Origin of the sequence: Micromonospora sp. NPDC047644, assembly GCF_040704315.1 — a bacterium.
GTDB lineage: Bacteria > Actinomycetota > Actinomycetes > Mycobacteriales > Micromonosporaceae > Micromonospora.
In genome coordinates this window covers 262,059-276,781 of the sequence record NZ_JBEYSY010000004.1, presented here as the reverse complement: position 1 = coordinate 276,781, position 14,723 = coordinate 262,059, and the positions used below count along the sequence as shown (strand labels likewise).

The 14,723-nt window shown below is 71.8% G+C and carries 14 protein-coding genes; 2 read left to right on the top strand and 12 right to left on the bottom strand.

What is annotated here, in order from left to right:
• Position 1: 1 nt before the first annotated feature.
• The 8 genes from atpA to glyA all read right to left on the bottom strand — a co-directional run bounded on the left by atpA (position 2) and on the right by glyA (position 6,415).
• Positions 2–1,654 carry a F0F1 ATP synthase subunit alpha gene (atpA, locus tag AB0877_RS09070; RefSeq protein ID WP_366608051.1) on the bottom strand — a complete coding sequence of 551 codons (1,653 nt, stop codon included), beginning with the start codon at positions 1,652–1,654 and terminating at the stop codon, positions 2–4.
• Positions 1,655–1,796: 142 nt separating this feature from the next.
• Positions 1,797–2,618, bottom strand: a complete 822-nt coding sequence (locus tag AB0877_RS09065; protein ID WP_366608050.1) for a F0F1 ATP synthase subunit delta — start codon at positions 2,616–2,618, stop codon at positions 1,797–1,799.
• Positions 2,618–3,157, bottom strand: a complete 540-nt coding sequence (locus AB0877_RS09060) for a F0F1 ATP synthase subunit B (protein ID WP_112584053.1) — start codon at positions 3,155–3,157, stop codon at positions 2,618–2,620. Before AB0877_RS09060 ends, AB0877_RS09065 begins: the two co-directional genes overlap by 1 nt.
• A 32-nt stretch (positions 3,158–3,189) precedes the next feature.
• A complete protein-coding gene (locus AB0877_RS09055) occupies positions 3,190–3,417 on the bottom strand; it encodes an ATP synthase F0 subunit C (RefSeq protein WP_074314047.1) in 228 nt (75 codons plus the stop codon).
• Between the two features lie 63 nt (positions 3,418–3,480).
• Positions 3,481–4,278 carry a F0F1 ATP synthase subunit A gene (atpB, locus tag AB0877_RS09050; RefSeq protein ID WP_124857598.1) on the bottom strand — a complete coding sequence of 266 codons (798 nt, stop codon included), beginning with the start codon at positions 4,276–4,278 and terminating at the stop codon, positions 3,481–3,483.
• 11 nt (positions 4,279–4,289) lie between these two features.
• A complete protein-coding gene (locus tag AB0877_RS09045) occupies positions 4,290–4,526 on the bottom strand; it encodes an AtpZ/AtpI family protein (protein ID WP_091405894.1) in 237 nt (78 codons plus the stop codon).
• 181 nt (positions 4,527–4,707) lie between these two features.
• The gene (locus tag AB0877_RS09040; RefSeq protein ID WP_366608049.1) at positions 4,708–5,133 is read right to left on the bottom strand and encodes a hypothetical protein; all 426 of its coding nucleotides are present in this window, start codon (positions 5,131–5,133) and stop codon (positions 4,708–4,710) included.
• Complete coding sequence (gene glyA / locus AB0877_RS09035; RefSeq protein ID WP_366608048.1) at positions 5,126–6,415, bottom strand: serine hydroxymethyltransferase; 1,290 nt, start codon at positions 6,413–6,415, stop codon at positions 5,126–5,128. Before glyA ends, AB0877_RS09040 begins: the two co-directional genes overlap by 8 nt.
• Positions 6,416–6,615: 200 nt before the next feature.
• On the opposite strand from glyA, the gene AB0877_RS09030 reads away from it, so the two are divergent.
• Positions 6,616–8,079 carry an SDR family oxidoreductase gene (locus tag AB0877_RS09030; protein WP_366608047.1) on the top strand — a complete coding sequence of 488 codons (1,464 nt, stop codon included), beginning with the start codon at positions 6,616–6,618 and terminating at the stop codon, positions 8,077–8,079.
• 588 nt (positions 8,080–8,667) lie between these two features.
• Here the strand turns inward: AB0877_RS09030 and AB0877_RS09025 are convergent.
• The 4 genes from AB0877_RS09025 to prmC all read right to left on the bottom strand — a co-directional run bounded on the left by AB0877_RS09025 (position 8,668) and on the right by prmC (position 13,092).
• Positions 8,668–10,779 (bottom strand): transglycosylase domain-containing protein, encoded by a 2,112-nt coding sequence (locus AB0877_RS09025; protein ID WP_366608046.1) that lies wholly within the window; start codon positions 10,777–10,779, stop codon positions 8,668–8,670.
• A 106-nt stretch (positions 10,780–10,885) separates the two neighbouring features.
• On the bottom strand, positions 10,886–11,497 hold the full coding sequence (locus AB0877_RS09020; RefSeq protein WP_366608045.1) for a phosphotyrosine protein phosphatase: 612 nt from the start codon (positions 11,495–11,497) through the stop codon (positions 10,886–10,888).
• Positions 11,498–12,145 (bottom strand): L-threonylcarbamoyladenylate synthase, encoded by a 648-nt coding sequence (locus AB0877_RS09015; RefSeq protein WP_091406475.1) that lies wholly within the window; start codon positions 12,143–12,145, stop codon positions 11,498–11,500.
• Positions 12,145–13,092, bottom strand: a complete 948-nt coding sequence (gene prmC / locus AB0877_RS09010; RefSeq protein WP_366608044.1) for a peptide chain release factor N(5)-glutamine methyltransferase — start codon at positions 13,090–13,092, stop codon at positions 12,145–12,147. Before prmC ends, AB0877_RS09015 begins: the two co-directional genes overlap by 1 nt.
• Before the next feature lie 73 nt (positions 13,093–13,165).
• On the opposite strand from prmC, the gene AB0877_RS09005 reads away from it, so the two are divergent.
• On the top strand, positions 13,166–14,710 hold the full coding sequence (locus AB0877_RS09005; protein ID WP_366608043.1) for a GGDEF domain-containing protein: 1,545 nt from the start codon (positions 13,166–13,168) through the stop codon (positions 14,708–14,710).
• Positions 14,711–14,723 lie beyond the last annotated feature (13 nt).

The window sequence follows — 14,723 nt, the reverse complement described above, 5'->3', positions numbered from 1 at the left end:
ATCAGCTCTCGGCCGGGCGGTCGGTCGCGCTGTCGCGGAAGCGGGTCACCGTCTCGCGGTTCTCGTCGCCCTCAAGCGGAGCGGCCGGCGCGTCGTTGACCTTGCGCTCGTCCTCCTTGTTGAGGAAGACCTGCTTGAACTCCGCGATCGCGGTGTCCAGGGAGCCGGTGATGTCGTCGTTCCACTGGTTGTCGGCGATCGACGCGAGGACACCCTCGTGCTTGTGCCGCAGGTACTGGAGGAACTCCGACTCGAAGCGCCGCACCTCGCCGACCGGGATGTCGTCGAGCTTGCCCTCGACACCGGACCAGACCGAGACGACCTCTTCCTGCACCGGGAACGGCGAGTAGTTCGACTGCTTGAGCAGCTCCACCAGACGCGAACCGCGGTTCAGCTGGTTCTGCGAGGCCTTGTCCAGGTCCGAGGCGAAGGCGGCGAACGCCTCCAGCTCGCGGTACTGGGCCAGGTTGAGCCGCAGCGAACCAGAGACCTTCTTCATCGGCTTCACCTGCGCGGCGCCACCGACCCGGGAGACCGAGGTGCCGACGTTGATCGCCGGACGAACGCCCTGGTTGAACAGGTCGGTCTCCAGGAAGATCTGGCCGTCGGTGATCGAGATGACGTTGGTCGGGATGAAGGCCGAGATGTCGTTGGCCTTCGTCTCGATGATCGGCAGACCGGTCATCGAGCCGCCACCCAGCTCGTCGGAGAGCTTCGCGCAGCGCTCCAGCAGGCGGGAGTGCAGGTAGAAGACGTCACCCGGGTACGCCTCACGGCCCGGCGGGCGACGCAGCAGCAGCGACACGGCCCGGTACGCCTCGGCCTGCTTGCTCAGGTCGTCGAAGACGATCAGAACGTGCTTGCCGCCGTACATCCAGTGCTGCCCGATGGACGAGCCGGTGTACGGGGCGAGGTACTTGAAGCCGGCCGGGTCGGAGGCCGGCGAGGCCACGATGGTGGTGTATTCCAGCGCGCCCGCCTCCTCCAGCTGCCCCTTGATCGAGGCGATGGTGGAGGCCTTCTGGCCGATGGCGACGTAGATGCAGCGGACCTGCTTCTTCGGGTCGCCGGTGCGCCAGTTGTCCCGCTGGTTGAGGATGGCGTCCAGCGCGACGGTGGTCTTGCCGGTCTTGCGGTCACCGATGATCAGCTGCCGCTGGCCCCGGCCGATCGGCGTCATGGCGTCGATGGCCTTGATGCCGGTCTGCAGCGGCTCGAACACCGACTGCCGGGCCATCACGTTCGGAGCCTGCAGCTCCAGCTCGCGGTAGCCCTCCTCGGCGATGTCGCCGAGGCCGTCGATCGGCTGGCCGAGGGCGTTGACCACGCGGCCGAGGAAGGCGTCGCCGACCGGGACCGAGAGGACCCGGTCGGTGCGCTTGACCCGCTGGCCCTCCTCGAGCTTGGCGGAGTCACCGAGGACGACGACGCCGATCTCCCGCACGTCGAGGTTCAACGCCACGCCGAGCGTGCCGTCCTCGAACTCCAGGAGCTCGTTGGTCTTGGTCGAGGGCAGGCCCTCGACGTGGGCGATGCCGTCGCCGGTGTCGGCGACGGTGCCGACCTCCTCGCGGGAGACGTCGGACGAGTAGGAGGAGACGTAGCGCTCCAGGGCGCCGCGGATCTCCTCCGTCGAGATGGTCAGCTCGGCCATCCTCTGCTTCCTTAAAATTCAGGGGCCCGGGATACCTAGTACCAACCGGTCCGAATGGCGTCTGTCAATCCGGGCGCTGCGGCGGCGGAGCCGCCCCAACGCTGAGGCGGCGGAACCACCACATTGCGGGCGGCGAAGCCGTTCAGCGCTTCGCGAGCGCGTTGCGGGTCTCGTTGAGGCGGCGCAGGATGGTGCCGTCGTACAGGTCGGAACCGACCCGGACGCTCACGCCACCGAGAACGGCGGGGTCGACCGTCTGCTTGACGGAGACCTCTCGACCGTATATCGCGGTGAGGCTCGCACCCAGCCGACGCTCGTCCTCGTCACTCAACGGGGCCGCGACGGTCACGTACGCCACCTGCCGGTCACGCCGGTCGGCGGCCAGCTCGACCAGCCGGGTGAGCGCCCCGCTGAAGGAGCGTCCCCCGAACCCGCCGAGCGCCGCCTCGACGAGGCGGACGGTGACCGGGCGGGCCTTGTCGGCCAGCAGCTCGCGGGCCAGGGTGGCCCGCTGCTCGACCGGGGCGACCGGGTCGGCGAGCGCGTTGCTCAGCGCTGACTGCCCCGAGACGACCTGGCCGAAGCGGAACAGCTCGTCCTCGACCTCGCCCAACTCGCCGGCGGAGTCAGCGCTGGCCAGCAGCGCCTCCACGCCGAGGCGCTCGGTGCCGTCGAGCAGCTCCGACGGTGCCGACCACCGGCCGGCGACCAGCGACACGAGCAGGTCGAGCGCGTCCGCGCCGATCCGCCCGCCCAGCATGTCGCCGAGCAGCGCCCCGCGATCCTCGCCGGAGCGGGCCGGCTCGGAGAGCGCCCGGCGCAGCCGCGGCTCCCGCCGCAGCAGGGTCGCCACGGAGAGGATGGCGTCGGCGGTGGAGGCCACCGCCGACGGCTCCGCGCCGCGGACGTACGCGTCGAGGCGCTCGGCCGCGACCTTGTACGACTCCCGGCTGGCGGCCTGCATCAGCGGGCCCCCGTGCTCTCGAGACCGCTCAGGAACCGGTCGACGGTGCCCTTACGCCGCGCCTCGTCGGCCAGCGACTCGCCAACGATCTTGCTGGCCAGGTCCACCGCGATGGTGCCGACCTCCGCGCGCAGCTCGCGCACGATGGTGGCCCGCTCGGCGGCGAGCGCGTCCTTGCCCGCCTGGATGACCCGGTCGGACTCTTCCCGCGCCTTGGCGAGGATGTCCTGGCGGATGCCCTCGGCGTCGGCCCGCGCGTCGTCACGGATCTTGGCGGCGTCGGTCCGAGCCTCAGCGAGCTGGGCACGGTACTGCTCGAGCAGCTGGTTCGCCTCGGCCTGGGCGGCCTCGGCGCGCTTGATGCCGCCCTCGATCGCGTCGACCCGAGCCTGGAACGTCTGCTCCATGCGCGGGAAGACGAACTTCATCAGCACGAAGCAGAGCACGGCGAAGGCGACCGTGCCGACCACGATCTCCTGCCAGATCGGAATGATCGGGTTGTGGTCTGACTCACCACCCTCGGCGGCGAGGAGGAACAACATGGGTGACCTCCCGGTCGGAAGGGGCGGAATCAGCCGGCCCAGATGAAGCCGAAGGCGATGCCGAACAGCGCGAGCGCCTCGATGACGGCGAAGCCGATCCAGACGTACGGCAGGGTCATGCGCGACGACTCGGGCTGCCGGGCGGTCGACTGGATGTAGGCGGCGAAGACCAGGCCAACGCCGATGCCCGGGCCGATGGCCGCGAGGCCGTAGCCGATGGCGGCGGTGCTGCCCTCTACCGCGGCGACGTAATCCATTAGTGGTTCCTCCTGGTTATCACGCGTGACTCTCACGCGGGACGACAACGGTTGGTGCGTGGATCAGTGCTCTTCGGCGAGCGCGCCCTGGATGTAGCTGGCGCTCAGCACGGTGAAGACGTATGCCTGCAGGACGATGACCAGCGCCTCGAGGAGGGTCAGCGCCACTGTCATCACCCAGGAGACCACCGAGATCGGCGCCAGCCAGGCGTTGGCGTTGAGCATCGCGAAGCCGCCGAGCGTGAAGACCAGCAGGAGCATGTGGCCGGCGAACATGTTCGCGAAGAGACGGACGGCCAGCGAGAACGGCCGGATGATGAAGGTCGAGAACGCCTCGATCGGGATCAGCAGCGGCAGGATGTACCACGGTGCCGGCGGGATCAGGGCGTGCTTGAAGTATTTGCCGAAGCCGTGGTGCCGGATGCCGATGTAGTTGAACAGCACGTAGCTGATCACCGCGAGGATCGCCGGGAAGGCGATGTGCGAGTTCGGCGAGATCTGGAAGAACGGAATGATCGCGAACGAGTTCGTCAACAGCACGAAGCAGAACAGCGTCGTGAAGTACGGAGCGAACCGCACGCCCTGGTGACCGATCATGTCGACCGAGATGTTGTTGCGCACGAAGCCGTAGATCGACTCGGCGAACCACTGCTTCTTGGTCGGCACCAACTGGGGGTTCCGATAGGTCGCCAGGAAGAAGATGATCAGAACGCCGACCGCGATCCAGATCATCAACGTGAACTTGGTGAACCACGGGGCGTTCTCCGCGCCCCAGGGCACGATCGCGGGCAGGTAGAAGTCGTCCACGCTGGGTGGGAATGCCGCCTGGCCCGCTGCCAGAACGTTCGCCTGTCCGAACACCGTGTCCCTTCCTAAGTAGGCGTGCCGAGCCGACGGACGACGAGGATGATCCCCCCGGTCACGCCGAGCACGACGCCGATGCCGGTGGCGACGCCACCTGTATCGAGCCACTGGTCGACCAGCCAGCCGATGAAACCCCACACGAGCATTCCTCCGATGAGGTAGCTGAGCGCGGTCCAACCCTGACCGGCACCGGACGGATAATCGTCCGGTTCACCGGCGGGACGGGGGGTTTGGTCACCAGCCATGACGGGGCGAACGATATCAGCCGGGAAGACGAGGCTGTGCCTCACCCCCCGCACAACCGTCGTTGTGTGGGCTTCTCGTGGGCGCCGTCGTCTGTGGGCACGCTACTCCCCTTCCGCCCGTCGGAAAATGACCGGAGGCCGACACATTGCGGCGCGTCCGCTGGTTGGGACGACCGCCGGGTCAGCCCTGCGGCCGGCGAGCGTGCACCGCGGTCAGCCACCAGAGGTGCACCGCTGTCCACACTGCCACCCCGGCGACGATGCCGAGGCAGAGAGGGATCAAACCGGGCCAACCAGTCGACCCCACCGCCACCAGCACCGCACCCAACAGGCTGAACTTCAACACGTACAGGCCCACCCCGAGCGGCAGCACCAACTGCGGGTTGACCTGGTCGGCCCGCGCCAGCACCACAGTGGTGAGGGTGTAGCTGAGCACCGTGACGCCCACTCCGGCCGCCGCGCCGACCGCGGCCGTCACACCGCCGAGCACCCCGCCCACCACCGCGGCGACCACGGCGAGCGCCGCCGACGCGCTCAACAACACCGGCAGGTGCCGCAGCCGCCACCGCCGGTCGGTGCCCCGCTCGACCACCCCGGGCTCAGCCACGGGGGTACGCCGGGAACGCCGCGACCAGCTCGGCCACCTCGGCACCGAGCCGGGTCAACTCGTCGACCCCGCCCGCTGCGCCGGGATCGGTGCGCACCGCACGGGCGATCAGGGTCGCCACCTGGCGCAGCTCCCCCTCGCGCATCCCCTGCGTGGTGACGCTCGGTGTGCCCACCCGGATGCCGGAGGCCACCATCGGCGGCTGCGGGTCGTACGGGATGGCGTTCTTGTTCAGGGTGATCGACGCGGCGTCGCAGCGGCGCTCGGCCTCGGTGCCGGTCACCCCCAGCTCCCGCAGGTCGATCAGGGCGAGGTGGGTGTCGGTGCCACCGGACACGGGGCGCATCCCCTCGTCGGCCAGCCCGGCGGCGAGCGCCTGGGCGTTGCTGACCACCTGCCGGGCGTACGTCTGGAACTCCGGCTGGGCGGCCTCGCGCAACGCGACCGCCTTGGCCGCGACCGCGTGCATCAGCGGGCCGCCCTGGGTGAACGGGAAGACCGCCTTGTCGATCCGCTGGGCCAGCGACTCGCGGCACAGGATCATGCCGCCGCGCGGCCCGCGCAGCACCTTGTGGGTGGTGGCGCAGACGACATCGGCGTACGGCACCGGGGACGGGATCGCCCGACCGGCGACCAGGCCGATGAAGTGCGCGGCGTCCACCATCAGGTACGCGCCGACCTCGTCGGCGATCTCCCGGAAGCGCGCGAAGTCGATCAGGCGCGGGTACGCGGTGGCCCCGCAGATGATCAGCTTGGGTCGGTGCGCCCGCGCCAGGTCCCGTACCTCGTCGTAGTCGATCAGCTCGGTGTCCGGCCGCACCGGGTAGCCGACCGGGTGAAACCACTTACCGGAGAAGTTCACCCGGCTGCCGTGGGTGAGGTGCCCGCCGTGCGGCAGGTCCATCGCCAGGACCGTGTCCCCCGGCTGCACCAACGCGGCGTACGCGGCCAGGTTGGCGCTCGCCCCGGAGTGCGGCTGGAGGTTCGCGTGCTCGGCCCCGAAGAGCTCCTTGGCCCGGGCGATGCCGATCTCCTCGGCCCGGTCCACCTCGGCGCAACCGCCGTAGTAGCGCCGGCCCGGGTAACCCTCGGCGTACTTGTTCGTCAGCGTCGAACCGAGCGCGGCCAGCACCGCCGGCGAGGTCAGGTTCTCGCTGGCGATGAGCTGCAGGCCGCCGCGCAACCGGTCCAACTCGCCGAGGACCACCTCGGCGATCTCCGGGTCGGTGGCCCTGAGCTGCGCGAAATCCGGCCCCCAGAAGGTGCTCGTGTCGGTCTCCACAGCGAACGAGTCTAGGGCCTGTCGCACAAGGGCGGCCGAGCCGAGGCGGAGTCCGGGCGGCGATCCGGCAAGGCGCGGTCACGTCCGGATACAACACCGGTATCCGGACGTGACCGCATCGCCGCCGGGCGTCGTCCGGGCCCGCCGCAGGCCGGCCAGTTCTTGTGCAACAGGCACTCGGGGGCCGCACACTGGAACCCGTGAGATGCCTCGTCACCGGCGCTACCGGCTACATCGGCGGGCGGCTGACGCCGCTGCTGCTCGCCGACGGGCACACGGTGCGCTGCCTGGCGCGCAAGACCGGACGCCTGCGCGACGTGCCGTGGGCGTCGGCGGCCGAGCTCGTCGAGGGCGACCTGAGCCGTCCGGAGACTCTGCCTGCCGCGTTCGCCGACGTGGACGTCGCGTACTTCCTGGTGCACTCGCTGGGTCGGGCGGACTTCGAGGCGGCGGACCGGGCGGCAGCGACGAACTTCGCGGCGGCGGCCCGCGCGGCGGGCGTACGCCGGATCGTCTACCTCGGTGGTCCGGAGCCGGCGGCCGACTCCGAGGTCCCCTCGCCGCACCTGCGGTCCCGGGCCGAGGTGGGCCGGATCCTGCTGGACAGCGGAGTGCCCACCGCGGTGCTCCGCGCCGCGGTGATCATCGGGTCCGGCTCGGCGTCGTTCGAGATGCTGCGCTACCTGACCGAGCGGCTGCCCGCCATGATCACCCCACGCTGGGTCCGCAACCGGATCCAACCGATAGCGGTCCGCGACGTGCTGCACTACCTGGCCCGCTGCGCGGAACTGCCGACCGAGGTCAACCGGGGCTTCGACGTCGGCGGTCCGGACGTGCTGACCTTCCGCGAGATGATGCAGCGTTACGCCCGGGTGGCCGGGCTGCGCCGGCGCATCATCGTGCCGGTCCGCCCGCTCACCCCGTCCCTCTCCTCGCACTGGGTCGGGCTGATCACCCCGGTGCCGAACAAGATTGCCCGCCCCCTGGTGGAGAGCCTGATCCACGAGGCGGTCGCCCACGAACACGACATCGCCCGCTACGTCCCCGACCCACCCGGCGGGCTGACCGGCTTCGACGAGGCGGTGGCGCTGGCGCTGGCCAAGGTGCGCGACGCCCAGGTGGAGACCCGCTGGTCCACAGCGAGCGGCCCGGACGCGCCCGCCGAACCACTGCCCACCGACCCGGTGTGGTCCGGTGGCACCGCCTACACCGACGTACGGGAACGAGCGGTCGACGCACCACCCACCGCGCTCTGGCGGGTCGTCGAGGGCGTCGGCGGCGAACACGGCTGGTACTCGTTCCCCCTCGCCTGGTCGGTACGCGGCTGGCTGGACCGGCTGGTCGGCGGGGTCGGGCTGCGGCGGGGTCGACGCGACCCGCACCGCCTCCAGGTCGGCGAGGCGCTGGACTTCTGGCGGGTCGAGGAGATCGTCCCGGGCGAGTTGCTGCGACTGCGCGCCGAAATGCGGCTACCCGGTCGGGCCTGGTTGGAGATGCGGGTCCTACCGGCCGACGACGGCCGCAGCCGCTACCAGCAACGCGCCGTCTTCCTGCCGCGCGGCCTGCCGGGGCACGCCTACTGGAAGTCGGTGGCCCCGTTCCACGCGGTGGTCTTCGGCGGAATGGCCCGCAACATAGCCCGCAACGCCGAACAACCCCGCTAACCACCCCGCCTCTCCGCACCCGCCCCGCGTCTCCAGCACCCGCCCCGCATCCAGCGCCCGCCCCGCATGTCCCTGCGCTTCCGGCGTCCCCGGCGCCGCTCGCGCCGCCGCCGCACCACGGCCCGCGCCACTCCGCCCGCCCCGCTGCCGCCCATCGCCCCCAGGCCCACCCACCCCACCCCCCGTCCCGCCGCGCTCCCACCCGCTCTACTCCCGCGATCTTGCACTTTGTGTTGTCGATTTGAGAGCTTGGGCACTCTTTGTCGCGACAGAAACTGCAAGATCGCGGGAGTGAGGCGGGCGCAGGCCGGGGCGTGGGACAGGGCGCGTCTCGCGCTACCCGCGTCGCGCGTCACCGCGTCGATCATGGAGTTGTGGTGCGCCACAAAAAGGGCTTTTGTGGATTCAACGCCCACCACAAGTCCATGATCGACCGGACTGGGGCGGGCCGGCGCGGGGCGGGGCGGGGCGGGGCCGGCGCGGGGCGGGGCCGGCGCGGGGCGGGGCGGGGCGGGGCGGGGCGGGGCGGGGCAGGGCAGGGCGGGGTGGGGCGGGGCGGAGCGGAGCGGGGTGGGGACTGGGGTGGGGTTAGTTGCCGGCTTGGGGTTGGGTTTGGAAGGCGGTGCGTTCGCTCGGTGGGACGAAGTCACGGACCGGCTGGTCGCGCAGGGCGGAGGCGAGCACCTCGCCGACCGCGTTCACCATCTGGGCCTGCACCGCCTGACCGACCGCGTCCCGGGGGTCGTCCGGGTTCGCGGCCATCGAGGCGACCACGAGTTGTGGTGTGAACGCCACCACCGTCTCCGTCTCGTACCGCTCGGAACTGCCGGTCTTGCCCGCCACCGGGCGGCCGAGCTTCGCCCGCAATCCGGGTGCGGTGGCGCCGTCGCAGCGCCCGTACATCGACTGGTCGCCGACCGGGCAGCGGGCCGCGTCGGCGGCCGCCCGTGCCACGTCGGCGTCGAGCACCTGTCGGCAGTCCGGCTTGGCGGCGTCGACGGGTCGGCCGCCCGAGTCGGTGATCGAGACCACCGGCAGCGGCGCGCACCAGGTCCCCTCGGCCGCCACTGTGGCGTACGCGCCGGCCAGGTCCAACGGGGTGGTCGCGGCCACCCCCAGGGTGAAGGGGCCCCAGTCCTTCGCGCCGTAGCGGGCCAGCTTGGCGTCGGACTCGGCCCGCAGCACGATGCCGAGCCGCTCGGCCATCTCCACCACCCGGTCGGCGCCGACCTTCTCGGTGAGCCAGGCGAAGTACGTGTTCACCGAGCGGCCGAACGCGCTCCACATGGTGCGGGGGCCGTCCATCGACGACGGGCTGGCGTTCGCCGGGCACCACCGTCCGTCGCAGCTCGCTGCCCCGGTCACCGGGAAGCGGGTGAGCAACTGGGTCGGCGCCACGAAGTCGGTCGACAGCGGCAGGCCGGACTCCAGCGCGGCGAGCATGGTGAAGAGCTTGAACGTCGAGCCGCCCTGGTACCCCTCGATCGCGCCACCGCCGGCGACCAACTGGTTGACGGTGTTCGGGCGGTTCTTCTGCCCGACCGGGTTGTCCGCCACGCTGTAGGCGCGGTTCACCGACATCGCCAGCACCCGCCCGGTGCCCGGTTGCACCACCGCGGTGGGCACCGCCTCGGCCCTGGTCGGCGCGTAGATCTTCAGCACCTGCTCGGTGGTGGCCCGCTGCACCCCCGGGTCCAGCGACGACACGATGGAGAAGCCGCCCCGGCGCAGCGCGCGCTGCCGTTCGTCGGCGGTCGCCCCGAACGCGGACTGGCCGCTCCACCAGCGGGTGAACCAGTCGCAGAAGAAGCCCCAGTCGCTGTGCGCGTCGGGCACACCCGTGCAGTCGTTCGGGGTCTCGCTGGGCCGCAGTTGCAGCGGTTCGGCGCGGGCCGCCGCCGCCGCGTCCGCCGCCACCTGACCTGACTCCACCAGCCGCTCCAACACGTACGACCGTCGGGCCACCGCGCTGTCGGCGTCGCCGTTGATCGGGTCGTCGCTGTCCGGCGAGCGCACCAGACCGGCGAGCAGTGCCGCCTGGGCCAGGGTCAGCTCGGCCGGGGATCGGGAGAAGTAGCGTTTGCTGGCGGCCGCGATGCCGTACGCCCCGGCGCCGAAGTAGGCGATGTTGAGGTAACGGGTGAGGATCTCGTCCTTGTCGAGTTCCCGCTCCAACGCGAGCGCGTACCGCATCTCCTGGAGCTTGCGGACGGTGGTGAGTTCGGTGGCGGCGTCCCGCTGCGCCTCGGTCAGCCGAGGGTCGTTGCTGAGCACGTTGCGGACGTACTGCATGGTCAGCGTGGAGGCGCCCTGCCGGGTCCGGCCGTCGCGCTTGTTGACGGTGAACGCGCGCACGACGCCCCGCAGGTCGACCCCGCTGTGCTGGTAGAACCGGACGTCCTCGGCGGCCACGATCGCCCGGCGCATGACCGGAGCCACCTCGTGCAGCGGTACGTCCACCCGGTCCTCCTGGTAGAAGGAGGTGATCAGGGTGGTGCCGTCGTTGGCGTACAGGTTGGAGCGCTGCGCGGTGGGCGGCGTCCGGAGGGTGTTCGGCAGCTCCGAGTACGGCGTCGACAGGGCGCTGAAGCCGACCCCGAAGACCAGGGCCGCGGGCAGTGCGGCGGCGGCCAGCACCAACCCGGCCAGCACTCCGGCGATCACCACGGTCAGCAGTTTGTCGAGTTGGGCCCGGATCATCAGCTCTCCCCGCAGGAGCCGGTCACGCTAGGACCCGTTCAGAATGACCCGGAACGCCCCTTTGGCCCTGGGTTTTCCCCAAACCCGGAGGAAACTCGCACCACGCTCAGGGCAGCAGCGCGCCGGCCAGCGGGTGGACCGTCTCCTCGATCTCGTCGGCGACCCGGCTGAAGCACTGGTCGCCACGACCCCACGGGTCATCCAGATCATCGGTGGTCAGCGCCGAGGCGCCGAGCCGCGCGTCGTGCGCCGCCGCCACCAGGGCCGTCCCTCGGGCGTACACCGCTTCCGGGGTGGCGTCACCCGGCGGCAGCGCGGCGGCATCCACGGCGGCCAGCAGCCGGCCGAACTCGCCCAGGACGAACGTGCGGGCCGCCGCGTCCGGACGGAGCGCCACCACGTACTCCTGCTGGTCGGCGGTGGCGGTCAGGACCAGGTCGGCGGCGTCGATGTGGTCCGAGCGCAGCTTGCGCGCGGCGAACCCCGCCACGTCCCCACCACGGCCGGTGACCTGCCGTGCCGCCGGCGGGTTCATCTCCTCGCCCGCGTGCCAGCCACCCGTGCCGGCGCTGTGGCTGTGCACCAACTCCTCGGCCTGGGCCGGGTCCTGCGAACGCCGGGTCAGCCGGTCCTGCACTGCCAGGGCCAGCAGCCGCTCCGCCATCGGCGAACGGCAGATGTTGCCCATGCAGACGTGCAGAACGGTGAACGGGGGCACTCAGACCGCCCGACCGTCGACGAGATCCGGAACCACGTCGCGCAGTTTCTCCAACGGGATCGCCCCGGCCCGCAGGAGCTGCGGCACCTCACCGGTGAGATCGACGATCGTGCTGGGCACCGGATCCGGGCAGGGGCCGGCCTCCAGGTAGGCCCGCACCGAGTAGCTGAGCTGGTCACGTGCCTCGTCGGCGGTGACCGCGGCCGGCTGGCCGGTCTTGTTGGCCGACGAGACCGCCATCGGACCGGTCTCGCGCAGCACCTCCAACGCCACCGGGTGCAGCGGCATCCGCACCGCCACCGTGCCGGTCTTGTCGCCCAGGTCCCACTGCAGGCTCGGCGAGTGCTCGACCACGATGGTCAGGGCACCCGGCCAGAACGCCTCCACGAGGTCCCGAGCGGCCGTGGGCAGCGAGAAGACCAACCCGTCCAGGGTGTGCCGCGAGCCGATCAGCACCGGCGGCGGCATCTGCCGACCCCGACCCTTGGCGTCGAGCAGCGCCTTCACCGCGTACGGGGTGAACGCGTCCGCGCCGATCCCATACACGGTGTCCGTCGGGAGAACGACCAGCTCGCCGTTCTTGACCGCCTCGATCGCCGCGGCGATGCCGCGGTCCCGATCGGCGGGCGATCGGCAGTCGTAGAGCATCACGAGGAGTCAGTCTGCCACGCCGCCCCGATCGGGGCGTGCTGGCCGTCCGCCCGTCGGGACGCGGTCGCGTAGCGGGGACGCCCGGTGAGGTCCGGATGCTCCGCGACAGCGGTGAAGCCGCCGTCGCGGGCGAGCAGCTCGGGCACCGCCGCGCCGTGGGTGTCGTCGTGCTCGACGCCGAACACACCCCCCGGGCGCAACAGCACCGCCGCCCGGGCGACGACCGGCCGGATCACCACCAGGCCGTCCGCGCCGCCGAAGACCGCCTCCGCCGGGTCGTGCCCGGCCACCTCCGGCGGGACCACCACGTCGTCCGGCACGTACGGCGGGTTGCAGAGCAGCACATCCACCCGGCCCACCAGCTCGGCCAACAGGTCCGGCGCTGTCACATCGGCCTCGACCACCTCGATCGGCCGGTCCCCCGCCGCGGCGCGCTCCGCCGCGTTGCGCCGCAGCCACACCAGCGCCTCCGCGGATCGCTCCACGGCGATCACCCGTGCAGCCGGCAGCTCCTGAGCGACCGCGAGGGCGATCGCGCCCGAGCCGCTGCACAGGTCCACCACCACCGGTTCGGGCCGCCCCTGGGCCTGCTCGACGCCCCAGCCGGCCAACAGCTCGGTCTCGGGCCGGGGAACGAAGACACCCGGACCGACCGACAGCTCCAGGTGCCGAAACCCGGCCCGCCCGGTCAGGTGCTGCAACGGCTCACGCGCGGCGCGGCGGCGCGTCAACTCGTCGAGCCTCGCCACCTGGTCGTCGCTCAGGCCGTCGGCGAGGGCCAACCGGCCCCGAGAAACCCCGAGCACGTACGCCGCCAGCACCTCGGCCTCCACCCGGGCGGGCCCGACCCCGGCGGCGGCGAGGGCGCGGGCCGCTCGGGCCACCGCGGCGGACGGCCGGATGGGGCCTGTCCCTTCGGGGGGGTGTTGCGGCAAAGTACTCACGACATAATCATGAAGCGTCGCGGGCGACGTGACGAACAGGTGCGCCCGGGCGCGCACGACAGGAGGTTGGCGGGTGGGCTGGCTCGACCGGGTCGTTGACCAGGTTGACGCCCTGACGCACGCCCGGGCGTTGCAGGAGGCCAGCCGCTCCGCGGAGGCGTACGTCCTGCTGGAGCGTGTGATCCGCACCACCGACGACCCGGCGGCCCGCGCGGACGCCATGGTGCAGCGCCTCTCCGCGCTGATCAATCTCGGCCGGACGGCGGAGTTCACCCGGGCCATCGAAGAGGCGTCGGCGGCGGTCCGCGACCTCACCGAGCCCTACCTGCACGGTCACCTCAACGCCCTCGCCGCGCTCGCCGCGCACCACCAGGGCGCGCTGGACCGCTGCGTCATGCACCTCGTCCGGGCGGCCCGGGCGCTGGGCGCCGTCACCGACCCGGACCGGGACACCGCCTGGGGCTGGCACGACCTGGCCATGGCCTACAGCTACCTCAGCTTCCACGGGTACGCCCTGGGGGCCATCGAGCGGGCCCGGCAGCTCGGGTTGACCGCCGGCATCCCGGAGGAGACGTTCGCCGCACCGGGCATCCGGCTGCGCAACGCGGTGGCCCTCGACCACAACGGCGACAGCGACGGTTGCCTGCGGGTGCTCCGGGACGTGGCCGCCGACCTGACCCGCTTCGTCCGCGCCGGGCGGGCCGCCCAGCTACGCCCGAGCAGCCTCGCCGCGTACGGCTACGCGGCGGCTCGACAGGCCGCGCTCGGCGATCAGGTGGCGACCGAAGGCCCCGAGCCGGCCCGGTTGATGACCCACGGCGGCGACAGCGCCCGCGCCCGCGACCTGCGTCAGCTCGGGCAGGTGTGCCTTGCCGTCGCCGACGGGCGGCCGATCGAGGCGGTCGCCCGACTGGACACCGTCCAGGTCTCCAACGAGACGCTCGGGGCGGCCGAGCCGGCCCGGCTGCGCAGCATCGCGTTGACCCGTGCCGGGGACCATCTGGCGGCGCACCGGGCCGATCGGCTGGCGTTCCGGCTCGCCGCGCAGCGCAACGACCGGCTGCGCGACGTCTACATCGATGGCATCGCCGCCCGCATCGACCACGAGGAGATGCGCCGTGAGGCGGCACGCTTCGAGGGCGAGGCGTTGACCGACCCGCTCACCGGGCTGCCCAACCGCCGCCGGTTGGAGCGCTACATCACGGCGGTGGTCACCCGCGGCGATCGAGTGGTGATCGGCGTCTGCGACCTGGACGGCTTCAAGGCGGTCAACACCCGGCACGGGCACCACTCGGGCGACCTGGTGCTGCAACGCATCGCCGGCGTGATCAACCGGGTGATGCGCCGGGGCGACTTCGTGGCCCGCTACGGCGGTGACGAGTTCGTGGTGGTGCTGCCGGACACCGGCATGATCGAGGCCGCCGAGGTGGCCCGCCGGATCGAGGCAGCGGTCCGCCTGGAGGACTGGGAGTCGCTGGTCCCGGGCACCCCGGTCGGGGTCAGCATCGGCTTCGCCGAGGTCTCCGGTGGCAGCGGGCTGCGCGACGCGCTCAGCGTCGCGTTCGAGCAGGCCGACCGCGAGATGCTCCGCGCCAAGACCCGCCCGCGCGCAAGCTGACCACCCCCGGCGG